Origin of the sequence: Vibrio aquaticus (assembly GCF_003970385.1) — a bacterium.
GTDB lineage: Bacteria > Pseudomonadota > Gammaproteobacteria > Enterobacterales > Vibrionaceae > Vibrio > Vibrio aquaticus.
On sequence record NZ_RXZH01000001.1, the window covers coordinates 963727 to 988301 of the forward strand.

A 24575-nucleotide genomic window follows, 5' to 3' on the forward strand; every position below is an offset into this window, starting at 1 on the left:
GCCTCTTTAGATGTAAAAAAACCGCCGAGATTGGCGGTTTTTTTGTGAGCGGAGGATCGCGTTACAAATCACGATTTTCAGCGAATTTCTCTAACCCTAACACGAGTGCAATCGCACACAGCATCATCAAGATTGCCATTCCAAGTTGCGCAGGCTGAGAGTGCAGCATTTCAAAATCTGATGGCATTAAGTTGTGTTGAACCAAAGGTACTTGCTCGCCTTTGGAGTTCGTACGCCAGCTAATGGTTTCTTTCCAAGGCCAGATCTTAGGTAGAGTACCAATCATCAACCCGGTTAAGAAAATCAGGGTAAGATCTCTGAAACGCTTTAGCAGCCAAGATAGAACATGAGAAAAGCTTAACAAGCCAATGACACAGCCCGATAGGAATAGAGCAAGAATGGTGATGTCGAATGATTTCACTGCGCCCAACACTGGGGTGTACATACCAATCAACAGTAAGATAAAGCTGCCTGAAATACCCGGTAGGATCATGGCACAGATAGCGATACCACCTGCAAGCAGTACGTTCATACTGGTAGGTTCAAGTTGCAGCGGGTTCAGCACCGTAATGCTGTAAGCGAATACAACGCCCAATAATAGGAAGACCAAACGGCTTAGACTGCGCTGTTCTATTTGCTTGAGCATGTGGAACACAGAAACCAGGATTAAGCCGAAGAAGAACGACCACAATGGAATGGGGTGAGTCACCAATAGCCAAGAGATAAGTTTGGCAAGGGTAGCAATACTGGTCAGAACGCCACCGAATAGAGCGATTAAAAAGAATCCATTGATATGGTTGAACGCGGCTTTAAAGCCTTCACGTTTCCAAATTCCAATGACAGATGGATTAATGCGGCGGATACTTTCAAGTAGTGTGTCGTAAATGCCAGTAATGAACGCAATAGTACCACCTGAAACGCCAGGTACTACATCGGCAGCGCCCATCGCCATGCCTTTCAGAAAAGTTGTTAGGTAGTTCATTCTCATTGATGCGTAAGTTATCGTGCCCAGGAGTATATCGACTCTGGCGTAAAAAAAGTATGAAAATTGATTTTTGATAATTGTATTTATAAGAGTGTTGTTTGATATGCTTTTGCAAATATTTGCATTTTGCAATTTTCATTTTGCATTTTAAGAGTGCTAAACGGCAAAAAAGTGCGGGTAAGTCCAAAATAATCACCAATTAAAAGTTGGCACGCTAACTGCATTAGTACGTGTGACCCTTCTTAAGCCGAGGGTCACCTAGCCAACTGACGTTGTTAGTGAATATGATTTTGTTCACACTATATATAAGCCAATCGCACTCTTGCGGTTGGCTATTTTTTTGTCTGTAGGTTGGCTGTCCTCACCTCACAAGCGCACTTCGTTCTCATTTTTACACTAAGAGCACATAGGATTTTTGTGTCTATACTCGACAAAAGGGCCCAAGATTATTAATAATGTCCGCTTTCTTTTCGAAACCCTAAATCTGTTTTATAGGGTTAACTGTTGAAACGAGCATCTTGAGGCTGTTTGTATAAGGACAAATTTCAATAGAAAAATAGAAACTGTGAGCAATGCTCTCCAGAGCCAAGTATGGCTCTGAACTCATTAGGGAAGATGAGTGAATAACTAATAAGAGGTTATATGAATCACGTAATTTCAGTTGGACCGCTAGAATCTTTCTTAATCGCAATCAGTGTCTTGTTCTTAGGACATTTTGTTAATTCTAAGCTTCCAATCCTTAAGAAGTTCAATATCCCAGAGCCTATCGTAGGCGGACTCATTGTCGCGGTCATCATTACATTGATGCACTTTAACGGCATCGACCTAGAGTTTTCACTTCCATTACAGAAAGTGTTCATGTTGATGTTCTTCAGTACCGTGGGTTTGGCTGCTAACTATACGCAGCTGATGAAAGGTGGTGCTAAGGTTTTCATCTTCTTGGCAGTCGCATCGTTCTACATCATCATCCAAAACGGTGTCGGTGTAACGCTCGCCACAGCGCTTGGTCTTGATCCTTTAATGGGCTTAATCGCAGGCTCGATAACGCTATCTGGTGGTCATGGTACCGGTGCGGCGTGGTCGCAGACATTCTCGGAAACCTACGGCTTATCGAACACATTAGAAATCGCGATGGCGTCAGCAACGTTTGGTTTGATCATTGGCGGCATCATCGGCAGCCCGGTGGCGCAGAAGTTGATCAACAAAAATGGTTTTGAGTCTGAATACGGTACAGGGACAAAAACTCACGAACGCTTCCCTGAATTGGTGACGTATAACGAGTATGAAGAAGATAAGGTAACCGCGAAGAAAGTCGTCGAAGTCCTATTTATTCTTTTGATCTGTGTTACCGGTGCGAAGTACTTAGAGCAGTGGGTAAGCAGCTTTGAAATTAGCTGGCTGATGATCCCAGACTTCGTTTATGCGCTATTTATCGGCGTGTTTATCACCAATGTGATTGAGGTGACTAAGGTTCACAAAGTGGATACAGAAACGGTCGATATTCTTGGTACGGTTTCTTTGTCACTGTTCTTAGCGATGGCACTAATGAGCCTGAAGTTATGGAACATCTTTGATCTTGCGATTCCTTTCCTCATCATTCTGGCGGTGCAGTCAGTGGTGCTTGGTATATTCGCTTACTTCGTGACATTTAAAGTGATGGGCAGTAACTATGATGCCGCGGTGATTGCTGGTGGCCATTGTGGCTTCGGCTTAGGAGCTACCCCAACGGCGGTAATGAACATGGGTTCGTTAGTGAATCGATTTGGCCCATCGCCACAAGCCTTTATGGTTGTTCCGATTGTGGGCGCGTTCTTTATCGACATTGTGAACTTAATCATCTTACAAGGTTATATTTCCTTTATTGGTTAAGCTAAGTCTCAAACAAAAACGCCTCGCATGCAGCGGGGCGTTTTTGTCTGTGTAAAAGGCTATTTCAGCGTCAGTTTAGTGCCGTTAAACTTTAAATGACCAAGTAACGTTTTGGCATTGCTCTTACCATGGCCAGTAAATTGAATCCCGTAACGAGCATAATGCAATGAGCGCTGGAGGTTGCATACTTTGCCAAATAGAGGCTCAAATTGTGGGCCTTTGGTGTTGAGCTGGACGTGCAACGAGATCTCTTCACCCACTTGAAATGAACGGCTTAGAGGCGCAGTAATAAAACGACACCCACTTTTGGATAGATCACGAATTTCACAATCCAGTTTGTGGCTTTCGGCGACAACTCGCGCGGCTAAGTTGACATCAAAGCGAGGTTCTTTGCGAAGCTGAGAGACCTGCATTGTCTGTGGAATCGAGAGCGCAACAATCGGTATTGGGGCTTTAAAAATGTGTTGTAGTTGGCTACGAAAATGAACAATGGCACCTTCACCTCTAGGTGAGATGGCACGAATGGTAGCCCAGAATCCTTCCTGGAAGAAAAAGTTGAGATCATCTTCAGAGATTTTTGGTAGCTCGGCTAATACGAAGCTGTCAGAGTGAGTGCCAATAAAAGAGGTTTTACAGCGAAAGGTCGTACCGACAGGGGTCGATATGCCGATCGTCAGTTCGCCGCCATGCTCAATCATTGCGAGTGCATCAGTGCTGTTTAACGTGGATATGTTTCTGTCGTTGGAAGTTTGCACGGGCTGTGCCTTCCTTGCCACCGCTTGGGTATTCATCTAGCCTCCGTTGTCCCCACCATGTTATTGTTTTAGCGGTAGGTGATATTGATATCGGACATTTATCGATAAGATCCGAATGTTATAAATTTTATGTGCGCTTTGCTGTTTATTCAAACGGCAATGCATTTGATTAATTTGATCTATTTATCATTTTTGAGAATAACCATGCCTAAAACCCCCATTTTTGATGAAGTAAACTCACAGTTTCGTGTCCATTTAGAGTCTGAGCACTATGCGGTGGTCAAATTTGTTGAGAAAGATGGCATTTATGCGATTACCTCAACGAAGGTGCCTGAAGAGCTTCAAGGCAAAGGTTACGGAAAGGTAATGATGGAAGCGGTGTTGGCCGATATCGAAACCAGAGGCATGAAAGTAGAACCGATTTGTAGCTATGTGGTGCATTACTTCTCACGTAACCCACAATGGGCGCACCTAAAAGCATAATATGGATTCTTACGATTATAAGCGGTTGATGGAAACTCTAGGTTTTCAGCGTTTGAGCTCTTATGAGGCACTGCAAACCTTATGGGGAGGATATGGTGAACTGGTTCGGTTGTCTGTCGATGAGACCAGTGTCGTGGTCAAACACATCCAATTACCTAAGCCAGAACATCACCCACGAGGCTGGAACAGCGACCTCTCTCACCAACGAAAACTCCGTTCTTATCAAGTCGAGCTTAACTGGTATTTGAACGCTGCGAACCATTCAGTCGCTAAAGTACCTAACGCTATCCATGTTCAACGTGAAGAAAATGAATTGCTCATCGTGATGCAAGACCTTAAATCACTCGGTTACTCTGAGGTAGTGAAGCATGCAGAACGTACACACCTCCGTGCATGTTTAGCGTGGTTTGCACAATTTCACGCCCAGCATATCGGTCATCAAGGTGAAGGCTTATGGGAGCAGGGAACCTATTGGCATCTCGATACTCGACCTGATGAGTTTGCCGCTTTAAGTGACGAAAGATTAAAGTCCTACGCCCACAAAATTGATAAGGTTTTATCTCAAGCCCCTTATCAAACATTGGTGCATGGTGACGGCAAGCTTGCGAACTTCTGTTTTACTGCTGATGGTGCGCAAGCTGCTGCGGTCGATTTTCAATATATTGGCCGAGGTTGTGCGATGAAAGACATCGCGTTATTCATGAGCAGTGCTGTTGAACCTGACCAGTGTGCTGAGATGGAATCTTGGGTATTGGATGAATACTTCACGTGTTTGAAAGTAGCATTGGCTAACCATCAGCCTGACTTGAAGTTTGAAGATGTAGAGCGCGCTTGGCGTCCACTGTTTGCGATTGCCTGGGCTGACTTTCAGCGTTTTGTTAAAGGATGGAGTCCCGGCCATTGGAAGATAAACCCCTACACGGAACAGCTAACACAAAACGCGCTAGAACAATTAAAGGCTTACCCGTAGTGGTAAGCCTTTTTGATTCTTATTGCACAGGATCAGTGGAACTTAGACTTTTACTCGCGCCATATAGTAGGTGTTGATGTATTCACCATCACGGTATGAACCGCATTTCGACTCGCCTTCTATTTCAAAGCTGAACTTCTTATAGCAGGCAATTGCGCCTTCGTTGTCGGTGTTGACCTCAAGCTGAACACGTTTCACCTGTAACCAATTATCCGCCAGGTCTAATACGGTTTCAATTAGCTTGCTGCCAACGCCTAAGCCGTGGAAGTCATCATGCACACCAATTCCAAAACTTGCACAGTGTGACGTTCTTGGTCTTTGCGAATGCTCGAATCCAATGTTTCCGATCACCTTGCCATCGATCTCTGCGACAAAGCTATAAACACCTTGAGGCATGTTTTCCAGTCGTTGTGTCCACATCGCCAATGACGGTTTTGGCAGTTGGAGTGTCTCTCTTTGCGCTTTCGGTTGTGAATAAATTTCACATAATGCGGCTGCATCACTCACTTGTGTCGGACGTACGATTATTTCCATTTTTCTTATCTCTCGACTGGTTGAACATAAAAACACCATAACGAGAAGTTAACAACATTTAAAGTATTGTTTTTAATATTTTTATTCGACTGGTTTTTTGCACTGAAAGTGAGGGAAATTCTCAGAATCTTTACTGCTAGGTATAAATTGTAAATAAGTTTGTTTATTGGCGAGAGGCGTTTTATTGTAACAGGCTATTCACATAAGGATCGAAACATGAACCACTCAGCGAGCTGGAAAACACCACAAAATTTCCTATTGCTTATCTCCATTGTTGTGCCTATCGCCTTCTCTAGTTGGATGGCTCTTCTCAATAATTTCGTTATCGAAAAAGCGAACTTTGACGGATCGGATATAGGTCTACTGCAAAGTGTTCGTGAGATCCCTGGCTTTCTCGCTTTTACCGCCGTGTTTGTGCTGCTGTTCATTCGTGAGCAACGTTTCATGCTGTTGTCGTTAGGTGCCTTAACTCTGGGTACCGCCATTACCGGTTTCTTTCCTTCTCTATTCGGCCTGTTGATGACCACTTTGTTGATGTCCGTCGGCTTCCATTATTTTGAAACGTTAAAGCAGTCACTCTCTCTGCAATGGCTCACCAAAGATGAAGCTCCAGAAATGCTGGGCAAGTTTATTTCGATTGGTGCTTTGGCGTCCCTGTTCACTTATGGCGCACTTTGGGTCTGTTTAGAAGTTTTGAAGATGGACTTTGAGTGGGTATATCTCAGCTTTGGTGGCGTAGGCTTTTTGCTGGTGGTTTGGATGGCATTCGCGTTCCCTGAGTTTGAAACTAAGGTGCAGCAGAACAAGAAATTGGTGCTGAGAAAACGCTACTGGCTTTACTACGCCTTAACGTTTATGAGTGGCGCTCGCCGCCAGATCTTTACTGTGTTTGCAGGCTTTTTAATGGTTGAACGCTTCGGTTATTCAGCCGCTGATATCACACTACTGTTCCTCATTAACTACTTGTTTAACTTCTTGTTTGCTAAGCGCATTGGTAAATTTATTGGTCGTGTGGGTGAGCGCAAAGCATTGGTGTTTGAATACGTTGGTCTTATTGGTGTTTTTGTTGGTTATGCATTGGTTGAAACGGCTGAGTGGGCAGCGGCGCTATACGTGATCGATCATCTGTTCTTTGCTCTAGCGTTGGCGATTAAGACCTACTTCCAAAAGATTGCTGATCCTGCGGATATGGCTTCTACAGCCGGAGTTTCTTTTACCATTAACCACATTGCTGCGGTATTTATTCCGGTGACGTTTGGTTTGATATGGTTAGCTTCTCCATCAGCGGTCTTCTATATCGGTGCGGGTATGGCGCTAGTGAGTTTAGCTCTGTCACTGAACATTCCAAGAATGCCTGAAGAGGGTAATGAAGTACGAGTATTGAAATGGAGCTAAGCCTTTTGGGCTAAAATCTCTTATGATCAGCCTAAAGGCGCATTGGTAACAATGCGCCTTTTTTCGTTGTGTTGATGCATCATGGACTGAGGGGAGTGGCACTAAACCATGAACAGAATCGGTTTTTGTTCGCTATTTTGCTGTGGCCTGAATGTGTATGCTAAACCTGTTTTTGGTAAGGCGGAGAAATAATAATGAGAAAAGTAAAGTGGGGTATTGCGGGCTTAGGGAACATTGCACAACGTTTTGCAACGGCGCTGACTCAATATAGCCAACATGGGGAACTGGTGGCCGTATCCGCAAGAGATCTCGAGCGAGCTCAACGCTTTGGTGAGCAATTTAATGCGGAAAAGCACTATGGTTCTTACCGAGAAATGGCTCAAGACCCAGAAGTCGAAGCGGTGTACATTGCCACTGTTCATCCTTACCACAAAGCATTGGCGCAGCTTTTTCTCAGCCACAACAAACACGTCTTGGTTGAGAAACCGGCGTTTACCAATTTGTATGATTGGCAAGAGATGAAAGCGCTCGCTCAGCAGCAAGGTGTTTTGTTGCTGGAAGCGATGAAAACCGTCACATTCCCAGCGTATCTGCAGCTCAAAAGTTACCTCAGAGAACATGATCTCAGCATTACTTCAATTGAGGCAAGCTTTGGCAATCACAATTACTATGATCCCGATGTGTTTATCTTTAACGATAAGCTTTCAGGTGGTTCTACGTTAGATGTTGGGGTGTACAGCTTGTGGCTCTACTATGACTTATGCCATTTCATGGGGCATGTCCCACCTAAACCTAAGGTAAAAATGCTTGCTTCACTTAAACAATGCTATGTCGATACGGATGCCTGTTTTACATTTGATGGTGAGATAAAAGGCAAGATCTCCTCTTCAATCAGCAACGATCTTAATCGTTGCGCAGTGTTAAAAGGCGCAGACTTTACTATTACGATTCGAGAAAAGTGGTGGAACCCGCAGGTGATTGAGATTGATCGACAAGGTAAAAAAGCGATCCTAGAATCCCCAGTTTCAGGAAATGGCTTTGAGTTTGAAATTGACCACTTTTCTTCGTTGGTCAGTCAGAACAAATTAGACTCAGATATATTGTTGCACCAAGTGACAGAGCGAGTACTGGCTACAATGGAAGAGGCTCTAGCAGAGAGTGGTTTTGGTCATTTAACACAGTAGGAAGTTTCGAACGGCATGAAAAACATCAAGCGCAAACTCGAGTTCTATGAACAGCTATTTGGTATGTTTGGCCCAGGTGAGTCAGAGTGTCAAATCAGTCAGTTTGCGGAGCTGTGGAGCGTCACCGAAAGGCACGTTTTCACTTTGATTAAGGCGCTTGAACAAGATAAATGGATTCATTGGCATGCCAAATCAGGCCGCAATAAAAGGGCTTCGCTTTCTTGTCTGATTGAGCCTATTGAGGCGTGCTATCTAGAAGCTCATTGTTTGGCTGAGAAGGGACGAGTGGATGAGCTACTCAATATCTTGAGCTTTGGGGGCCGGGATGCAGGTAAAGAACTACAGGTATTCTTAAACCATGCCAGTGGGACAACTAAACAAGTCGTTTATATTCCTTTTCATCGAACGATAGAACCGCTTCATCCGCATAAGGTATTACGCCGAACCGAACGCTTTCTGATCATGCAAACTTATCAGCGGTTAACTCAAACTGAGAACGGCAAGTTAACGGGTGATCTGGCCTATCATTGGGCGGCCAGTCAAGACGCAACGGTATGGCAATTTCAAGTGCGCAGTCATGTGTTGCTTCATGATGGGACTGCGTTAAACACCGAAGATATGGTTCGAAGCTTAACAGAGTTAACGTTACATCCTCACTGGGCTTCATGTTACCAGCATGTCTCAGCCGTAAAAAGGGTGTCTGATAACCTCATCGAAGTGCAGCTTAATCAACCGGATTGGCATCTCCCAAGAATGCTCGCCAGAGCGGAGGCGTCGGTTTTTCGTTTATCCACTGCTCATTCATTGGTGGGCTCTGGAGCGTTCTCCGTCGATGTGTTTTCACATAATATGCTCCGCCTTAATCGCAATGACAGATATAGCCATCAATTGCCAATTATCGACCGAGCTGAGGTGTGGTTTTATCCTGATTGGGCGGTGAGTAAACAATGTGCTTACAACCAAATTCGCTTACAAATGCCAGAAAATACCAAGACGCTAGGCAGTGAATGTCCCGCCGTATTTCTGTATCTATCCAACCCGCGGGTGGCTGATGAATTGAAGACTATCGCTGTTGAAGATACATCCAATGCTCAGCAGCTATTTGAGCAAGACAACAGTGTATATGGTGATTCAATTACTATCGATTATGGTGATTACAGCCAAGTAAGCGATGCGCTGCTATGTAGTCTGATTGAAGAAAATGACCCGTTTAGCGCTTGGTTAAGCTTGTTGCTCCGCTTGCCATTTCATGCGTTGGGACTCTCGAGTGAATGGCAGGATTTCATACAGTCTCAGTTAGATGCGATTCGATGTGAGCCTAATTTGGATGAGGCATGGAAGTTATTGAATGCGCTAAAAGAGTGGCTTCAAGAGGAGCAAATTCTGACAGAGCTACAACGAGAAACATTTCAATTTGAGGTGTCAGAACGCTTGAAAGGAACCCAAGTCAATGGCTTCGGCTGGAGCCAATTAAACGAACTGTGGGTTGACCAAGTGTAAGTTGTCATGGGCTAGTGATTGGTTTGAGCAAACCGTTCCTGCAGATAGTCAACAAACGCCTTGATTTGCTCGGGAATGAACTTTGATTGTGCATATTGAGCGGTCACTTTGCCTTGATAGTTTCCACCTACATGCCAATCTTTCAACACTTCTAAGACTTGCCCAGAATCCAAGTAAGGCTGAATAGCAAACTCGGGAAACACTGAAATACCCACGCCTCGCAATACTGCTTCACGGCGAATTTCGCTATGGTTGACGGCAAAGCTCCCTTTCGCATTGACTGACACCTTCTGTGTACCTTGGGTAAAGCCCCACACTCGGTCTCTTGGGTTCTCTCCTAAGCATAAACAGTTGTGGTTTGCGATATCATTTGGGTGAGCTGGTGTACCGTGGCTTGCTAAGTAGCTCGGGCTGGCGCACATGATCAATCGGCACTCTGTTAGTGTCTTTGCGATCAATCCTTCGACTGGCTTATCTGTAATATGAATGATGACATCGACTTCATCACCAATCGGGTCGATGTAGTGATCAGCCACCTTTAACTGCAAGGCAACGTTAGGGTATTGGTCGATAAAGTCTAGAATCATCGGCATGAGAACTTGCCTTGATAGCGCTTTAGGGGCCGCGATTCGCAGTGAACCAGACACTTCCTTTTTATTAGTTTGAGCGGCGGACACGGCCATTTTGGCGGAATACATCATATCGCTGCATAAGCCATATACCTCTTGCCCCTTGGTGCTTAGCCGCATTTGCCTTGTCGTGCGCTCAAGCAATTTCTCTTCTAATGCATTTTCTAAACGTGTGATAGAGCGGCTAACAGAAGAAGGCGACAAACCTAGCTTTTTGGCGGTTTTTGAAAAGCTTCCTGACTCCACCACATTGACGAATATCGCCATCTCAGAAAGCAGTGGAATCAGCTTATTTGTGTCCATGGTGCAAAAATCCTTTGCAAAATAGCGATATTGTTTCGTTTAAGTTACTTATGGATACTGGTGAAGTCAATAAAGTTGCAGGGCGGCCAAGGGAATGGACGCCATCAAAGATGCTGAAATGGGGGACAAGGATGTCGACAGCGACTGGGCTATTAAAGAAAGGAAACGTTAAGTTTCCCGTTATTGAATCACTGCTACTGCTAGTCGCGGTGTTTTGGGGAACAAGTTATGGTTTAACAAAGAGCGCATTGGTCTATACGAGTGTGCTGGTGTTCATTTCGATTCGTTTTTCGGTCACTTTCCTATGTATGCTACCTGTAGTGATCCGAGACTTTCGCCGAGGACTTAATAAAGACTGGAAGATCGCCATACCGACCGGGTTTATTCTTTCGGCGATTTTTTTCTGCGAAGTGTTTGGGGTTTCGCAAACCTCAGCATCTAATGCGGCATTCTTGATCAGTTTGTCGGTGATTTTAACGGCATTTGCCGAGCTCGTGATTAACAAGAAACGAGTGAGTAATACCTTGTGGATGTTGACTCTATGCAGCGTGGTAGGTGTGCTAATGCTGACCAGTGACCAAGGCATTGAGATTTCGCTCAACACCGGTGATTACTTTATTCTCACAGCGGCACTTTTACGTGCGCTAATGGTGACTCTGACGAAACGTTTTACGGAAGGCAAAGAGATCACCACGACGACCTTAACGTCCCTGCAGTCTTTGGTGGTCGCAGGTGTTGCGATTTTATGTGCAGTGGTTTACTTGCCTGCAAGCGAAGTTGTTATTCCAACCAGCACTGAATTTTGGCTAACACTCTCGTACCTTGTGCTGTTTTGTACTCTGTTTGCGTTTTACGTACAAAACTATGCAGTTCGCAGAACCTCACCAACTCGAGTCTCCTTGTTGATGGGTAGTGAACCACTGTTTGGTGCAATTTTTGCGATGATATGGCTGCAAGAATCTCTCTCAATTATGCAGCTTTTCGGTGGGGCTTTGATTCTCTTTAGTGTCATCGTCACGTCTACAAGAGAGAGCTAATTTCACAGCTAACAAAGTAAAAAGCGGGCTCAAGTGAGCCCGCTTTGGTTTTTATTGAATCTTGATTTTGTGGCCAAGATGCATGATTTGAGTGGTTGCGTAGCCTAAGTTTACCGCTTCAAATTGCTGGCTGAGTTCTTGTGCATGTTGCGCATCTTTCGCTAAGAAAGAAACTGAGTAAACTGGGCGAACTAGGCCGTGATCTAGCTCTTGTGTGTCAATGTAAGATGACGTCACCAGACCTGCTTGGTTTAAGCTGATCACTCGTTGCAGGTCGATGCTTAGTACACGATCCATTTCCAGCGCTTCAATTCCCTTCTTCCAAGTGATGGTGACACCGTAGTTGTTGTACACCGGTGTGTTGTCTAACCATTTCGAGCCCATTGGTTGAATGTTCGCAATCTTAACCAACTCCTTTTTGTACAGAGGCAGATCTTTGAGTTTCTCGCTCACATCCTGTTCGTTGTCGGCTTCTAATACGAAACGCAACATTTGTACTGAGCGACCATCGAGTTGAGAGCGGTAGACGAACATATCTTTTACTTCGCCTTTTTCAATCAGCTCGCCAAATGCAGCCTTTTGCTCAGGCATGGTGTCCAACACTTGTTGAGCGTCATCGGTGTTCCACGCTAGTTCAATACCAAAGTCGGCAGCGTTTGCGAAAGTTGCAGTGAATAGAGTGGTAAATAGAGCGGCGATAGTCAGTGATTTCATAATAGTTTCCTCGATTGTTTATGGCTGATTGTGTTGTGTGTTGTTATCTGTTTACCAACGTGAACGGTAACTGCGGTGACAAGCACGACAAGTGCCTTGCGCTGTTTCTAGTCCGTCCTCCGCTGCCGAAAGATCTTGCTTTAGGCTCGCTTGATATAAGGTCTGAAAGCCTTCATCCATTTTGCTTAGCAGTTGCTGAAACTTTTCCGGTGAATCCCAAACAGAGTTTTTTGCTTTGCTACCTGATTGGCTGCCTTGTGGAAATAGGGTCGCGAGCTGCTCACTGTGGGCCTTTAAGGTTTCGCTGTTATCCGCAATGAGAAGCCAGTTGATCTCTGATTGGCTTAACAGCGTGTCGGTTTTCTTTGCAATCGATTCAATATCACTAAAAGCGTCTTGTCTTTGCTCAATAACACCTTGTTGAGCGAATGCGCACAGCGGCAAAGCTGCGATGAGGGTTGTCAGAATCTTTTTCACGTTGGTTATCTCGTTTTGTTATTTGATCAATTGAGGATCATTTCCTCGTCTTGGTGCTTAATTTACACAGCAATAGTTGCAATTGCAACTGTTGCTGTGTAAATTATTGCAAATCGAATGTGATTGAGCTTTTTAACGAGGTAGAAAATGAAAGTATGGGATTTAGCAACACGTCTTTATCACTGGCTGCAAGCTGTATTGTTTGTTGGATTAATGGCAACAGGATTTAGTGGCAACGGACCGCACGTTCAATTCGGTCTTTTATTGTTTACGCTGCTGGTATGGCGAATTATTTGGGGAGTGGTTGGAAGCGAGACCAGTCGATTTAAGCAATTTGTTCGCTCACCAAAATCCGTCATCCTTTATCTTTTAGGTAGAGAACCAGAGAAAGCGGGACATAACCCAGCTGGTGGTTGGATGGTGATCATGATGCTTTCTGCACTGCTTCTTCAATGTGTGTCTGGTCTTGCTCTTGGCGGATTTTTTGATGAGCTCCCTTACGCGCAGTATTGGTTAACAGATGAACTGTTTAGCGTGTTTGAGTCGATGCACCTTGGTCTTGTTAACCTATTGCCTGCATTGGTTGGTTTGCATGTCGCTGCGATTCTATTTTATAAGCTGCGCTCTAAACCGCTGACGAAAGCGATGATTACCGGGGTACAGGCAAAGTTAGAAGGTAACTCAACGGTTCGATTTGTCTCTCAGTTGAGAGCATTATTGGTGCTTGTTGTTTCTGCATCAGTTACCATGGCAATAATTGCATTTTCATCTTAAATAATTGAAGAGTGAGCCTTCCTGATGAATGAGGAATTTGATAGACAATCGAGCTTTGGCTGGTTGATCAATGTATTGGCCAACGATGCATCAAAGTTGTTTGATAATGAGCTTAAAAAGCACGGCCTGACAATTGCACTGTGGCCAACATTAATGTGTTTATGGGAAGAAGAAGGCGTAACTCAAAGAGATATCGCTAAAAAATCCAAAGTGGAAAACTCAACCACAACTCGTACGTTAGACAAACTGGAGAAACTCGGGTTAGTCGAACGCCAGCCAGATCCAGAAAGCCGTCGCTCTTTTCGTATTTACTTGACCGAAGAGGGCCGCGCCCTGCAAAGCCAATTGGTTCCGATTCCGGCAGGTCTGAATAAAGAGTATTTGAGTGTTTTAGAATCTAATGAGCAAAAAGAGCTGATTCGATTGCTAAAGAAGTTGGTCGATAGAGTGTAACTCTAGATTGCACAACAACGTGGTTTGAAATGGAGATCGAAATGACCAAACCTTTAAATGAATGCATTGTTCCTATGTATCCAACGCTTCAAGCGTTAGACGTGAACGCTCTTGAAGCTGGAGAGCATAAGTTTTGGTTTGCGGTGGCAACGGATGCCATCGGACACCCGCAAACACTACCAGTGCGAGTGTTTAAAGGTGAGAAGCCGGGTAAGCGCATCGTGATCACTGCGGGTGTTCACGGTGATGAGCAAAACGGCATTTTGACGGCACAAAAGATTGCTCATGAACTCGAAGGGAAAACAATCTCAGGGTGCATTACCATTATTCCAGCGGTTAACCTATCAGGGATTGCTCGCCATAGCCGCGACTTTCACTCTGCAGCCCCCGACAGTTCTTCTGCAAACTTGAATCGACTCTTCCCAGGTAACCCAAATGGTGATGATGCTAGTCGTTATGCCAATAGCCTGTGGGAAAACTTACTAAAGCCCAATGCGGATTTGGCGATTGATCTCCACTCTCAAACCAGTGGCAGCGCGTACCCATTGTATGTGTTTGCTGATTATCGTTTAGATGACGCTATTCGTATGGCAAGGTTGATAAGCCCTGATGTCATTCTTAATGATCCCGGCGACCCTGGCATACTTGAAACTGTTTATAACCGCTCGGGCATTCCATCAATCACCATTGAAGTGGGTGTTGGCCGTTATACCGATCTTGTCATGGTTGAGCGCGCGGCATCTGGGGTATTGAATGTTTTGCGTGATTATCAACTCATTTCAGGCGAAAGCGCTGTCGTTGAGAGTCCGTGTGTGGAAGGAAACACCATTACCAGTGTAAGAGCGGAGCAGGGAGGATTTGTTGTTTGTCATGTTGAGCTTATGCAGCAGGTTGAGATAGGCCAGAAGCTCGCCACCCAATACAATAGCTTTGGGGATGAGATCCAAACTTACCTAGCGCCAGTGTCAGGAACGGTCATAAGCCACAATGTGGAGTCAGTCCGTGCGCCTGGCTCTTTGGTGGTTAGGCTTATCCACTAACCCCATCGAACTATAGACGGTGATGTGCAATCCCCTTATTGCACATCACCATTTTCTTTTATCGACTCACCACAACTCTTCGTCACTTCTATAAATTATATGAACCATATGACTGTATAATAATTCATTATTATACGTCATTAATTCTGCTTTAATGTTTACTCTTGCTATCCAATAGACTCTATAAGTAATAGGTAGCTTAAGAAATGAAACCATGCATTAACCAATAGGATAAAATTCCAAAACATTTAATTTACACGACGGTTTTTTTGGAAATTATTTCATTATTGGTGAATAAAATTTCATTTTTCGCTTGTTTTGGCGACTTTTGCCTATATAATCACTCTCATTGAAAAGTTATTCACTTAATGTGATTTTGTAGTCATCTAGGGAGCTGTCAGATGAGCGATACACTTCTTGCCCAAGAGAATCATAAAACAAGCAGAAATATGCTGATGTTTGCGATTCCATCTCTATTGGGGTTGTTCTTTTTCCTTGCACCACTTACATACGATGGTAGCTTCACGTTTCCTCTAGCGCTTATGGCTAAAGGTGTGAAGTCGATTCTAGGTGATGCGATTTTGCCAACCGTAACGGGTGTGATTTGTTTTTCTGCCGTTGCTTCTGCATTGGTTAGTCTTGTTAAGCCAACTTTTGTGACTCAATCTCCTCTGCTTACTCGACTATTTGTTCTTAACCCTACGTGGTTAACTATCCGTGTATTAGGTGCGGTATTTACTCTGCTAGCGCTACACCAAATTGGTCCTGAGATCATTTGGCACGGCAACACGGGCGGTTTGGTTCTTAATGACCTTCTACCGTCTCTATTGGTGACGTTTTTCCTTGCAGGTCTATTACTACCACTGCTGCTTAACTTTGGTCTATTGGAACTACTAGGCACAATGCTAAGTAAGCTAATGCGTCCAATTTTCCGTCTGCCGGGCCGTGCTGCGATTGACTGTATGTCTTCATGGCTTGGTGATGGCACGGTAGGTGTTATCCTAACGAGCAAACAGTATGAAGATAAGAAATACACAGCGCGTGAAGCGGCTGTTGTGGCGACAATGTTCTCGCCAGTCGGTATTTCATTCTCGCTGGTGGTACTAACTCAAGTTGGTCTAGAAAACTTCTTCGTTCCGTTCTACTTCGCAATCTGTTTGTCAGGTGTTGTTGCAGCAATGGTGATTCAATTCCTTCCACCACTGTCATACAAGAAAGACCTCTACATTGATGGCACTGCGCCAAACCGTGAGGATGAGCTAGTACCAGCAGGGAAATCGACATTCGGTTTCGGTATGGAGCTTGCGCTAAAACGTGCTGACAAAGTGAAGAGCCTCGGCTCAGTGGCAAAAGAAGGTTTAAGCAACGCACTTGATATGGTGTTTGGTGTTCTACCAGTGGTAATGGCGATTGGTACGCTAGGTCTAGTTGTTGCAGAAGCAACGCCAATCTTCTCTGTTCTAGGTGCGCCATTTGTGCCTCTACTTGAAATGCTAAACGTGCCTGAAGCAGCAGCAGCAGCGGAAACAATGTTGGTTGGTTTCACTGATATGTACGTACCGTCAATCATTGCGGCTTCAACCATCAACACTGACCTAACTAAGTTTGTTGTAGCGGCATTGTCGGTAACTCAGCTTATCTTCATGTCAGAAACTGGTTCAGTAATCCTAAGCAGTAAGGTGCCAATTAACTTCCTAGAGCTAGTGGCTATCTTCCTACTAAGAACGCTAGTGACACTGCCAATCATCGTTTTAGTCGCTCACGCCATTTTCTAAACGATAACGCGATTAAACTAAAACCCGATACGCCTAGGCCTATCGGGTTTTTGTTTTTTACAAGCTGGTTGAGTCGTTAAGCGAGCTCAACTTCAACATCACTTTGAATTTGGCTTGAACATGCCAACGTGTAGCCAGCAGCCAAATCTTCCTCACTCAATGTTTCAGTACTGGTACGCGAGACCTCACCTTTCGTCACCTTACATTTGCACGAACCACACATACCGCTGCGGCAAGCAATGATGATAGGGACGCCACTTTCTTCCAATATATCGGCTAAGGTTGAGCCTTGCGCCACTTCTGTTGCCACTCCGAAAGCAGGGACGTCAAACTGAACCACACCGCCGGTTTCATTCTCGGTATGGGCTTCAATTGGTGTAAAGCTTTCTTGGTGAAATTGCTCAGGGGCAACACCCAGTGCTAGGGCATTCGATTCCATATCTTGCATGAATTGAGTTGGGCCACATAAGTAGACGGTACGTTCTGCAATATCAGGACAAAGCGTATTTAGCCACTCTTGGTCGAGGCGCCCTTGAGGATGACGCGTACCACTATTGTCTTTAAGAAGTAGCTTGAAATTGAAGTTGTCATTGGCGGCATCCATCGATTCTAACTGATCGAAGTAGATCGTTTTGTCTGCGCTTTTTGTCATATGGATGAAGGTGATATCCACGTCCGCTCGGTCACGTAACCATGTCGATGCCATCGACATTACTGGAGTAATACCGCAGCCTGCGCTAAGCAAAGCGACTTTTGTCTTTGGTGGACAATCGACACTATTGAATGGCCCCGTCGGGGCTAGCACGTTGACGGTATCACCTATTTGGAATTGCTCGATAACATGGTTAGAGACCAATCCACCTTCGACCTTTTTGATGGTCAATTTTAAGTGGTCATCCCCCGGCATAGAGGCGATGGAGTAAGCGCGATATTCCAGTTTGCCATTGAGCTCAAAACCTAACGAGACAAATTGCCCAGGTTTAAAGCCCGTAAAGTGGAGGTGACAGCCATCTGCAGCTTCCAATTTGATGCTGACGGTATCGTTCGTTTCGTTCCACTTGTCCACACAGCGCATGGTCGCGGGTTGATTATTGTGCCATTCAATAAACATCATTTTCTCTCATACAAAAGCGCCCAATACCGGAGAACCAAGTATTGGGCGTAAGCAGTAAAGCGATTAAGCCGCTAGGATGGTTTTAAGATCGTCTTCAACGTTGCCAATGCTGCGCATGTCGAATTTATCTTGAATCACTTTGATTAGATTGTCGGTTAAGAACGCAGGTGCTGTTGGACCGGTGTAAATGCCTTTTACGCCTAGTGCGAACAGAGTCAGAAGAATTACGATCGCTTTTTGTTCAAACCAAGATAGAACCAAGGTTAGTGGCAGTTCGTTGATGTCGCAGTCGAACTCTTTAGACAGAGCAAGTGCAAGTTGGATTGCAGAGTACGCATCGTTACATTGGCCAACATCTAGCAGACGAGGAATACCGTTGATGTCACCAAACTGATTCTTGTTGAAGCGGAATTTACCACAAGCCAGCGTTAGGATTACGCTGTCTTCTGGAGCTTGGGCAGTAAAGTCTGTGTAGTAGCTACGCTCAGATTTGTCACCGTCACAACCACCCACTAGGAAGAAGTGTTTGATGTTGCCTGCTTTCACTTCTTCAACCACAGCAGGAGCCGCTTGCATCAGTGCATTGCGGCCAAAGCCTACGGTGATCATCTGTTCAATTTCATTATGTTGGAAACCGTCTTGTGCTAGAGCACACTCGATCACTTCACTGAAATCATCACCTTCAATGTGTGCAACACCTGGCCAGCCCACAATGCTGCGAGTGAATAAGCGATCAGCGTATTGGCCAACGTTTGGGTTAAGCAGACAGTTTGATGTCATTACGATTGCGCCAGGGAAATTCGCAAACTCTTTTTGTTGGTTCTGCCATGCGCTGCCGTAGTTACCCACTAAGTGAGGGTATTTGTTCAGCTCAGGGTAGCCGTGTGCTGGTAGCATCTCACCGTTGGTGTAAACGTTGATGCCTTTGCCTTCGGTTTGCTGAAGAATTTTCTCAAGGTCATGTAGATCATGGCCTGACACTAGAATCGCTTTGCCTTTGACGGTTTTTACGTTCACTGCTGTTGGCGCTGGGTGACCGAACGTCTGAGTTTCACCGTGATCGAGCATCTCCATCACTTTGTAGTTCATTAAGCCGATTTGCATCGAGCATTCTAGAAGCGCATTGAGATCTTCAGGATCAGTGCCTAGCCATGCCATGATTTGATGGTATTCGGCATAAATTTCGTCAGAGGTTTGTTCAAGTACACGAGCGTGTTCCATGTAAGCAGCAGCACCTTTTAGGCCGTAAAGACACAGTAGACGCAAGCCAATCACATCTTCACTGATGGTTTCGTAACCACGGTTAACCGCAACTTGTGGTGCGAATACTAGGATCTCTTCTGCCGTCGCTGGAAGCTCAAAGTTAGCAACTGCTGGGGCTTCATCTAAGGCTAAGTCAGCCAGTTTTGCTGCCGCCAGAGTTTGCTCTTTTAAGCGAGCCTTGAACTGAGCAGCTTCTGCTGATAGCTCTAGAATACGTGCAGGATCGAAGTTAACGTTAGTCAGCGTTGAGAAGAATGCGCGAGGTGCCCACTGGTTAATTTCACTGTCGATGATGTCGAATTTGTGTGCTTGTTCTGCCCAGTAAGAAACACCTTGAAGTGTGTAAACAAGAACGTCTTGCAGGTCTGACACTTCAGAAGTCTTACCGCACATGCCTTGTGCGAAAGAACAGCCTTTAACAGTTGGGGTTTGAATAGTCTGTTCACATTGAATACAGAACATAGCGTGTCTCCAGTAACGATTATTTGATTCTCAGCGGTTTGGTCCGCTTCGTTTTTATATGTCACTGTAAGAGCAGGGATTGTGCCAATAACTAAGTGTTTGATTTTATTAATTTAACTTTGTTTCTCGATTGTCGGTCGTTGTAGAAAAGACAACGTTGGCGATGTGATTTCTACAACGAACTTGCTAGGGTTTTATGGGTTGATATCGAATTTTTTGCCCATACGGTACAGATTACCGCGATCCATCTGCAAAAATTCAGCTGCTTTTGACCAAGTTCTCTCCGATTTATCAAGCGCATGGATGATCAATTCCTTTTGATACTCTTCGACTAAGGAACGCATACCAATACTCTGTTGCGGAAAATATTTTGATGTGTTTTTTACATCCTTGGCGCGTTCGACTGACTCAAAATGCCCTAGCTGTATAATCTGCTTCTGTTCTTGAATCGCTCTCAATGCTGCTCTTGTTAGTGTATGTTCCAGCTCACGCACGTTGCCTGGCCAAGGTTGGGCTTCTAGTTTCACTAAGGCCTTTGGGTGTAAATGCAAGTTTGGAATATTGAATTGGCTACGCACCTTTTCTAACAGGTAACCGGATAGCACCGGAATGTCGCCGTCACGGTGTCTAAGAGGTGGAACCGCAATCGGAAAGACGTTTAAGCGGTGGTATAAATCTGCTCTAAACTGTCCGTTTGCCACTTCTTGCTCTAGGTTCCGGTTGGTTGCAGCGATGATGCGAACATTGACCAATAAATGTTTGTCGCTGCCTACTCGTTGCAGCTCACCTTGCTGGATCACACGCAATAGCTTTGCTTGAAGAACGAGTGGAAGTTCACCTAGTTCATCCAAAAAGATTGTCCCACCGTCAGCCAGTTCAAACTTACCTGCACGGGAGCTGTTTGCACCGGTAAATGCGCCTTTCACGTGCCCAAACAGCTCACTTTCTGCTAGCCCTTCAGGGAGCGCTGCACAGTTTACGTAGATCATTGGTTTAGTGCTGCGATGAGACTGCGCATGAACGCTGTGAGCAACCAACTCTTTACCAACGCCAGTCTCGCCTGTGATCAGCACTGCATAATCTGATTGAGCGACCGTTGCGATGTTGTTTCTGAGTTGCTGCATTTGAGGGCTTAGTCCAACCATTTCCCCCTCTTTAGAGCGAGCTTGTTGGATTAAGGTTTCAGTCACGTGCTTTTGCTTTTTGTTCTGAGCTTTCAGTGCTTTGATTTGGCCGATGTTACGCAGGGTGGCTGCTGCCAATGCTGCGAAAGTTTCGATCGCCATGGGTTCAATGGCATCAAAAGCACTTACCGTCATCGAATCAAGTGTGAGGATGCCGACTAATTGCCCTTCTACGTATAAGCTGCAACCCAAACAGTCGTGAACATCGAGCTCCGCTTCTTCACTCAGTAGCACGCCACTGAATGGGTCGGGTAGTTCGCAATAGGCATCGAAACGAACCGGCTCTCGGCTTTGCATTATTGATTCAAGACGAGGGTGTGCTTTAGGAAAAAAGCGTCGCCCGAGTACACTACTCGATAAGCCTTTAACCGCAACAGGGGTTAAAAATCCCTCTTCATCCAAAATAAACAGTGCGCTTGCATCACAAGGAAAAACTTGGTCGATACCATCAATTAGGTGCTGGTATTGTTTTTCACTGGTGAGGTTAGAACTTAGGTTAAGTGCAATATCGAGAAGCACTTTACTCATGTTTTGATGCATAGCGATTAGCCTGTATGAAGAGCGGTTCAGGCATCCTAACAATACGATGTCATTAGTACATCGCACCAATGGGTATAAACGCTATACGGTTGATTTGGGTCAATGGATACTTTATCCAGCGTTGAATTGCGCCCGATATTGTTGGGGCGACACACCCACTAAACGCCGAAAGTGATGTCTCATAGTGGTGGCATTCTCAAAACCCGCTCGATAGGCAAGCTGCTCCACTGATGTAGGCTCTTGCTCAAGTAACCCTTTAGCACGTTCAATTCGTTGTCTGATCAACCACTCTTTGGGTGAGAGGTCAAAACTGGCGCGAAATTTACGATCAAAGGTTCGGCGAGACATATTGGCTTTGGCGGCAAGTGCATCCACATTAATACTCTTATCTAAATTCTGGTTGGCCCAGTCTAGAGCATCAGAGAATTGGTTCGGCACTTCTAATATCGGTGTTTCGACAAACTGTGCTTGTCCACCTTGCCGATGTGTCGAGACCACTAGACGTTTCGCTACTTGGTTCGCGATAGTATAGCCATAGTCTTGACGAATGACTGCCAAACCAAGATCGAGGGCGGAGGCACTGCCTGCTGAGCAACCAATATTGCCATCAAACACGTAAAGCACGTCAGATTGGTAGTGGATTTGTGGAAATTGCTCTTGAAAGGTTTTCTCGTACATCCAGTGGGTGGTGGCGGTTTTGCCATCAAGTAACCCTAACTTAGCGGGTAAGAAGGCCCCGGAACATAATGTCAGTAAGCGTTTGCCCGCACAGACAAAATTAGATACTTCACGTTCAATGATATGAGGGATTGGGTAATCCCACGTTGGCCAACCGGGAATGATCAGCGTGTCATAATTTTCAAGGGACTCGGTGAATTGAGTCGATATCACAATGCCACCTGTCGTGGTGATCGTTTCATTTTCCATATTAATCACATCGGTTTGATACCAGTCTTCAAATTCAGTCCTTGGCAGAGCAAACAGTTCGACGGCACACGACATCTCAAACAGCGTAACGTGCGAGTGAGCAAGAATAGCGACACGATTCATTTTCCGATCCTTGGTTGAATACTATGTTGGCTTAATATTAACGAACCTTGTCTATTAAGCCAATTTTTATGGTTAAGTTTTGCTCGCATAATCAACCTTGTTCACTAAGATAAGGAGATAAAACATGGGAAGTGCAGTATCAAGAGTCGCAGCCGCAAATAGCCAAGAAGCCCTCGCGCATTTTGAGTCATTGCTGAAATTCGAGACTGATTGTTGGGATGTTCACCACGCCTTAACCAATGGTCTGAAAGACTTTGTTCTGGTTGATGTGCGTGGCGAAAGCCTCTTTGAGCAAGGCCATGTGGAGGGCGCGATCAATATTCCTCACCCAAGGCTCAACGAAAAGCGCTTGGCTGAATTTCCCCAAGATACACTGTTTGTTGTTTATTGCGCGGGTCCACATTGTAACGGTACGGAAAAAGCAGCGATTCGACTGGCAAAGTTAGGTCGACCGGTGAAGAAGATGATTGGTGGGGTAACGGGCTGGCTAGATGAAGGGTTCGAATTGAAGTCCGAACTTGATGTATGCAAAAAACGCATAGCCTAATTGATTAAATGTCATTTGAGTCATTGCGCGGAGATCTCTACACTTCGCGCTCTTTTTCACAACATGCTGAGATATAGAACTATGTTTTCTCAATCACTTTTTGCTCAGCTGATGAGAATGACCTTACTGCTCGTGCTATCACTTGTTGCGGTTCACAATTCACCTAAGTTATTGGATTTGTTGGCACAACAAGCGATTAATAGCGGCTGTCACCAGACAACAGGTGATGGACACGATCATTCTCACCACCATCATCACTAAGGTTACCTGATGAGCATTTTTCGATTTCCACTAATGGTTTGGCTAGGGATCGCCATCTTAATTACCTGTCTGGGTATCAGGCAATCTTTTGGCATTTTCATGATGCCGATTTCGGACCACTTCCAAACTGGCCGTGAGTTCTTTAGCTTTGCGATTGCATTACAGAACCTTTTGTTCGGCGTGTTTCAGCCATTTGTTGGTATGGCAGCAGACCGATTTGGCGCCAAGCGCATCATTATTTTAGGTGCAATCTCGTATGGCTTGGGCTTGTACTTAACCTCGATTGCGGTTGAACCAAGCATGTTGTACTTATCATTGGGCGTGTTAGTTGGCTTAGGTTTAAGCGCAACGAGTTACGTGATTGTTTTGGGTGCGGTAGCGAAAGTGGTGCCTGCAGAACATGCAGCGAAAGCATTCGGCCTAACTACTGCGGCTGGCTCATTTGGTATGTTCGCAATGATCCCAGGAGCGCAAACCATGTTGTCTGAGTTTGGCTGGCAAGGTGCATTGCAAGGCTTTGCGATTCTGTGTTCAACCATGATTGCCTTTGCTCTTTTCATGCGTTCGCCTAAGCCGTCAGATAATGCTGCGCAAACAGAAGAACCGCAACAAACGCTTAAGCAGGCGTTAAAAGAGGCGTTTGCTCACAAAGGCTATTGGTTGATCCATGCAGGCTTCTTTGTCTGTGGCTTCCACGTAATGTTTATTGCTACGCACCTACCAAGTTACTTAGCAGATAAAAACTTGTCGGCTCAAACTGCGGCAATGGCGCTTGCGTATGTCGGTATTTTTAACATTTTCGGCTCATACTTCTGGGGCGTGATGGGTGATAAGTACAGTAAACGTCACGTAATGTCTGCTCTATACCTGATGCGAACAGTGGTGATTGGTGCCTTTGTGACGCTACCAGTAACGGAGCACACCGCCGCTATCTTTGGTGGTGCGATTGGTTTCTGCTGGCTAGGTACAGTGCCGTTAACGTCAGGCTTAGTTCGTCAGATTTTCGGCGCGAAGTACCTATCGACCTTGTACGGCTTGGTATTCTTTACTCACCAGGTTGGCAGCTTCTTGGGTGCATGGGCTGGAGGTCGTATTTACGATTACTACGGCTCATACGATCCAATCTGGTGGTCGACGGTTGTACTTGCATTTGCGGCTGCGCTGATTCATCTACCGATTAACGATCAGCCTGTTCGACGTTTAGCAACGGCATAATCTTTGTCATCTTGATGAGCGATTTGCTCCTATCACATCGTATTAATAAACAATGTTAATTA

The 24575-nt window shown here is 45.1% G+C and carries 24 protein-coding genes; 14 read left to right on the forward strand and 10 right to left on the reverse strand.

Translation table 11 applies throughout. The features are described 5' to 3' along the window. Window positions 1-61 precede the first annotated feature (61 nt). A complete protein-coding gene (locus tag EJ063_RS04100; RefSeq protein ID WP_126572728.1) occupies window positions 62-982 on the reverse strand; it encodes a polyprenyl-phosphate transporter in 921 nt (306 codons plus the stop codon). 645 nt (window positions 983-1627) lie between these two features. Here EJ063_RS04100 and gltS point away from each other — a divergent pair. Further along, on the forward strand, window positions 1628-2854 hold the full coding sequence (gene gltS, locus EJ063_RS04105; RefSeq protein WP_126572729.1) for a sodium/glutamate symporter: 1227 nt from the start codon (window positions 1628-1630) through the stop codon (window positions 2852-2854). A gap of 59 nt (window positions 2855-2913) precedes the next feature. On the opposite strand, the gene EJ063_RS04110 is transcribed toward gltS, so the two are convergent. After that, window positions 2914-3645: a flagellar brake protein gene (locus tag EJ063_RS04110; RefSeq protein ID WP_126572730.1), complete on the reverse strand. Its 732-nt coding sequence runs from the start codon at window positions 3643-3645 to the stop codon at window positions 2914-2916. A gap of 168 nt (window positions 3646-3813) precedes the next feature. Here EJ063_RS04110 and EJ063_RS04115 point away from each other — a divergent pair, with 168 nt between their 5' ends. Continuing rightward, window positions 3814-4092 carry a GNAT family N-acetyltransferase gene (locus tag EJ063_RS04115; RefSeq protein WP_126572731.1) on the forward strand — a complete coding sequence of 93 codons (279 nt, stop codon included), beginning with the start codon at window positions 3814-3816 and terminating at the stop codon, window positions 4090-4092. A 1-nt stretch (window position 4093) separates the two neighbouring features. After that, window positions 4094-5062 (forward strand): phosphotransferase, encoded by a 969-nt coding sequence (locus tag EJ063_RS04120; protein ID WP_126572732.1) that lies wholly within the window; start codon window positions 4094-4096, stop codon window positions 5060-5062. A gap of 42 nt (window positions 5063-5104) precedes the next feature. Here EJ063_RS04120 and EJ063_RS04125 read toward each other — a convergent pair whose 3' ends face one another. Further along, complete coding sequence (locus EJ063_RS04125) at window positions 5105-5596, reverse strand: GNAT family N-acetyltransferase (RefSeq protein ID WP_126572733.1); 492 nt, start codon at window positions 5594-5596, stop codon at window positions 5105-5107. Between the two features lie 216 nt (window positions 5597-5812). Here EJ063_RS04125 and EJ063_RS04130 point away from each other — a divergent pair, with 216 nt between their 5' ends. The 3 genes from EJ063_RS04130 (at window position 5813) to EJ063_RS04140 (ending at window position 9675) form a co-directional block, all read left to right on the forward strand. Beyond that, window positions 5813-6991 carry an MFS transporter gene (locus EJ063_RS04130; RefSeq protein ID WP_126572734.1) on the forward strand — a complete coding sequence of 393 codons (1179 nt, stop codon included), beginning with the start codon at window positions 5813-5815 and terminating at the stop codon, window positions 6989-6991. Window positions 6992-7185: 194 nt separating this feature from the next. Next, on the forward strand, window positions 7186-8175 hold the full coding sequence (locus EJ063_RS04135) for a Gfo/Idh/MocA family protein (protein ID WP_126572735.1): 990 nt from the start codon (window positions 7186-7188) through the stop codon (window positions 8173-8175). Between the two features lie 15 nt (window positions 8176-8190). Beyond that, on the forward strand, window positions 8191-9675 hold the full coding sequence (locus tag EJ063_RS04140; RefSeq protein WP_126572736.1) for an SgrR family transcriptional regulator: 1485 nt from the start codon (window positions 8191-8193) through the stop codon (window positions 9673-9675). Between the two features lie 11 nt (window positions 9676-9686). On the opposite strand, the gene EJ063_RS04145 is transcribed toward EJ063_RS04140, so the two are convergent. After that, complete coding sequence (locus tag EJ063_RS04145; RefSeq protein ID WP_126572737.1) at window positions 9687-10607, reverse strand: LysR family transcriptional regulator; 921 nt, start codon at window positions 10605-10607, stop codon at window positions 9687-9689. A 131-nt stretch (window positions 10608-10738) separates the two neighbouring features. Between EJ063_RS04145 and EJ063_RS04150 the strand changes: the two genes are divergently transcribed. Then, window positions 10739-11644 carry a DMT family transporter gene (locus EJ063_RS04150; protein WP_126572738.1) on the forward strand — a complete coding sequence of 302 codons (906 nt, stop codon included), beginning with the start codon at window positions 10739-10741 and terminating at the stop codon, window positions 11642-11644. 51 nt (window positions 11645-11695) lie between these two features. On the opposite strand, the gene EJ063_RS04155 is transcribed toward EJ063_RS04150, so the two are convergent. Both EJ063_RS04155 and EJ063_RS04160 read right to left on the reverse strand, forming a co-directional pair. Next, complete coding sequence (locus EJ063_RS04155) at window positions 11696-12358, reverse strand: hypothetical protein (protein WP_126572739.1); 663 nt, start codon at window positions 12356-12358, stop codon at window positions 11696-11698. Between the two features lie 51 nt (window positions 12359-12409). Beyond that, the gene (locus EJ063_RS04160) at window positions 12410-12835 is read right to left on the reverse strand and encodes a c-type cytochrome (protein ID WP_158675986.1); all 426 of its coding nucleotides are present in this window, start codon (window positions 12833-12835) and stop codon (window positions 12410-12412) included. A gap of 147 nt (window positions 12836-12982) precedes the next feature. Here EJ063_RS04160 and EJ063_RS04165 point away from each other — a divergent pair, with 147 nt between their 5' ends. From EJ063_RS04165 to EJ063_RS04180, 4 genes are all read left to right on the forward strand, one after another. Then, the gene (locus EJ063_RS04165) at window positions 12983-13609 is read left to right on the forward strand and encodes a cytochrome b/b6 domain-containing protein (RefSeq protein ID WP_126572740.1); all 627 of its coding nucleotides are present in this window, start codon (window positions 12983-12985) and stop codon (window positions 13607-13609) included. Between the two features lie 24 nt (window positions 13610-13633). Next, a complete protein-coding gene (locus tag EJ063_RS04170) occupies window positions 13634-14062 on the forward strand; it encodes a MarR family winged helix-turn-helix transcriptional regulator (protein WP_126572741.1) in 429 nt (142 codons plus the stop codon). Window positions 14063-14103: 41 nt separating this feature from the next. Next, window positions 14104-15102 carry a succinylglutamate desuccinylase/aspartoacylase family protein gene (locus EJ063_RS04175; RefSeq protein ID WP_126572742.1) on the forward strand — a complete coding sequence of 333 codons (999 nt, stop codon included), beginning with the start codon at window positions 14104-14106 and terminating at the stop codon, window positions 15100-15102. Between the two features lie 401 nt (window positions 15103-15503). Next, the gene (locus EJ063_RS04180; RefSeq protein ID WP_126572743.1) at window positions 15504-16877 is read left to right on the forward strand and encodes a YjiH family protein; all 1374 of its coding nucleotides are present in this window, start codon (window positions 15504-15506) and stop codon (window positions 16875-16877) included. A gap of 76 nt (window positions 16878-16953) precedes the next feature. Here EJ063_RS04180 and EJ063_RS04185 read toward each other — a convergent pair whose 3' ends face one another. From EJ063_RS04185 to EJ063_RS04200, 4 genes are all read right to left on the reverse strand, one after another. Next, window positions 16954-17988 carry an FAD-binding oxidoreductase gene (locus tag EJ063_RS04185; RefSeq protein ID WP_126573110.1) on the reverse strand — a complete coding sequence of 345 codons (1035 nt, stop codon included), beginning with the start codon at window positions 17986-17988 and terminating at the stop codon, window positions 16954-16956. A gap of 66 nt (window positions 17989-18054) precedes the next feature. Further along, window positions 18055-19716, reverse strand: a complete 1662-nt coding sequence (hcp, locus tag EJ063_RS04190) for a hydroxylamine reductase (RefSeq protein WP_126572744.1) — start codon at window positions 19714-19716, stop codon at window positions 18055-18057. 194 nt (window positions 19717-19910) lie between these two features. Beyond that, complete coding sequence (norR, locus tag EJ063_RS04195; protein WP_126572745.1) at window positions 19911-21440, reverse strand: nitric oxide reductase transcriptional regulator NorR; 1530 nt, start codon at window positions 21438-21440, stop codon at window positions 19911-19913. Between the two features lie 111 nt (window positions 21441-21551). Continuing rightward, complete coding sequence (locus EJ063_RS04200; RefSeq protein ID WP_126572746.1) at window positions 21552-22490, reverse strand: helix-turn-helix domain-containing protein; 939 nt, start codon at window positions 22488-22490, stop codon at window positions 21552-21554. A gap of 124 nt (window positions 22491-22614) precedes the next feature. Here EJ063_RS04200 and EJ063_RS04205 point away from each other — a divergent pair, with 124 nt between their 5' ends. The 3 genes from EJ063_RS04205 (at window position 22615) to EJ063_RS04215 (ending at window position 24513) form a co-directional block, all read left to right on the forward strand. Next, a complete protein-coding gene (locus EJ063_RS04205) occupies window positions 22615-23037 on the forward strand; it encodes a rhodanese-like domain-containing protein (RefSeq protein ID WP_126572747.1) in 423 nt (140 codons plus the stop codon). An 81-nt stretch (window positions 23038-23118) separates the two neighbouring features. After that, a complete protein-coding gene (locus EJ063_RS04210) occupies window positions 23119-23298 on the forward strand; it encodes a hypothetical protein (protein WP_126572748.1) in 180 nt (59 codons plus the stop codon). 9 nt (window positions 23299-23307) lie between these two features. Continuing rightward, window positions 23308-24513 (forward strand): MFS transporter, encoded by a 1206-nt coding sequence (locus EJ063_RS04215; protein WP_126572749.1) that lies wholly within the window; start codon window positions 23308-23310, stop codon window positions 24511-24513. Window positions 24514-24575 lie beyond the last annotated feature (62 nt).

Excerpts from the sequence above, each read along its gene's own strand:
- EJ063_RS04100 (WP_126572728.1), bottom strand. The coding sequence starts at position 982 with ATGAACTACCTAACAACTTTTCTGAAAGGCATGGCGATGGGCGCTGCC.
- gltS (WP_126572729.1), top strand. The coding sequence starts at position 1,628 with ATGAATCACGTAATTTCAGTTGGACCGCTAGAATCTTTCTTAATCGCA.
- EJ063_RS04110 (WP_126572730.1), bottom strand. The coding sequence starts at position 3,645 with ATGAATACCCAAGCGGTGGCAAGGAAGGCACAGCCCGTGCAAACTTCC.
- EJ063_RS04115 (WP_126572731.1), top strand. The coding sequence starts at position 3,814 with ATGCCTAAAACCCCCATTTTTGATGAAGTAAACTCACAGTTTCGTGTC.
- EJ063_RS04120 (WP_126572732.1), top strand. The coding sequence starts at position 4,094 with ATGGATTCTTACGATTATAAGCGGTTGATGGAAACTCTAGGTTTTCAG.
- EJ063_RS04125 (WP_126572733.1), bottom strand. The coding sequence starts at position 5,596 with ATGGAAATAATCGTACGTCCGACACAAGTGAGTGATGCAGCCGCATTA.
- EJ063_RS04130 (WP_126572734.1), top strand. The coding sequence starts at position 5,813 with ATGAACCACTCAGCGAGCTGGAAAACACCACAAAATTTCCTATTGCTT.
- EJ063_RS04135 (WP_126572735.1), top strand. The coding sequence starts at position 7,186 with ATGAGAAAAGTAAAGTGGGGTATTGCGGGCTTAGGGAACATTGCACAA.
- EJ063_RS04140 (WP_126572736.1), top strand. The coding sequence starts at position 8,191 with ATGAAAAACATCAAGCGCAAACTCGAGTTCTATGAACAGCTATTTGGT.
- EJ063_RS04145 (WP_126572737.1), bottom strand. The coding sequence starts at position 10,607 with ATGGACACAAATAAGCTGATTCCACTGCTTTCTGAGATGGCGATATTC.
- EJ063_RS04150 (WP_126572738.1), top strand. The coding sequence starts at position 10,739 with ATGTCGACAGCGACTGGGCTATTAAAGAAAGGAAACGTTAAGTTTCCC.
- EJ063_RS04155 (WP_126572739.1), bottom strand. The coding sequence starts at position 12,358 with ATGAAATCACTGACTATCGCCGCTCTATTTACCACTCTATTCACTGCA.
- EJ063_RS04165 (WP_126572740.1), top strand. The coding sequence starts at position 12,983 with ATGAAAGTATGGGATTTAGCAACACGTCTTTATCACTGGCTGCAAGCT.
- EJ063_RS04170 (WP_126572741.1), top strand. The coding sequence starts at position 13,634 with ATGAATGAGGAATTTGATAGACAATCGAGCTTTGGCTGGTTGATCAAT.
- EJ063_RS04175 (WP_126572742.1), top strand. The coding sequence starts at position 14,104 with ATGACCAAACCTTTAAATGAATGCATTGTTCCTATGTATCCAACGCTT.
- EJ063_RS04180 (WP_126572743.1), top strand. The coding sequence starts at position 15,504 with ATGAGCGATACACTTCTTGCCCAAGAGAATCATAAAACAAGCAGAAAT.
- EJ063_RS04185 (WP_126573110.1), bottom strand. The coding sequence starts at position 17,988 with ATGTTTATTGAATGGCACAATAATCAACCCGCGACCATGCGCTGTGTG.
- hcp (WP_126572744.1), bottom strand. The coding sequence starts at position 19,716 with ATGTTCTGTATTCAATGTGAACAGACTATTCAAACCCCAACTGTTAAA.
- norR (WP_126572745.1), bottom strand. The coding sequence starts at position 21,440 with ATGCATCAAAACATGAGTAAAGTGCTTCTCGATATTGCACTTAACCTA.
- EJ063_RS04200 (WP_126572746.1), bottom strand. The coding sequence starts at position 22,490 with ATGAATCGTGTCGCTATTCTTGCTCACTCGCACGTTACGCTGTTTGAG.
- EJ063_RS04205 (WP_126572747.1), top strand. The coding sequence starts at position 22,615 with ATGGGAAGTGCAGTATCAAGAGTCGCAGCCGCAAATAGCCAAGAAGCC.
- EJ063_RS04210 (WP_126572748.1), top strand. The coding sequence starts at position 23,119 with ATGTTTTCTCAATCACTTTTTGCTCAGCTGATGAGAATGACCTTACTG.
- EJ063_RS04215 (WP_126572749.1), top strand. The coding sequence starts at position 23,308 with ATGAGCATTTTTCGATTTCCACTAATGGTTTGGCTAGGGATCGCCATC.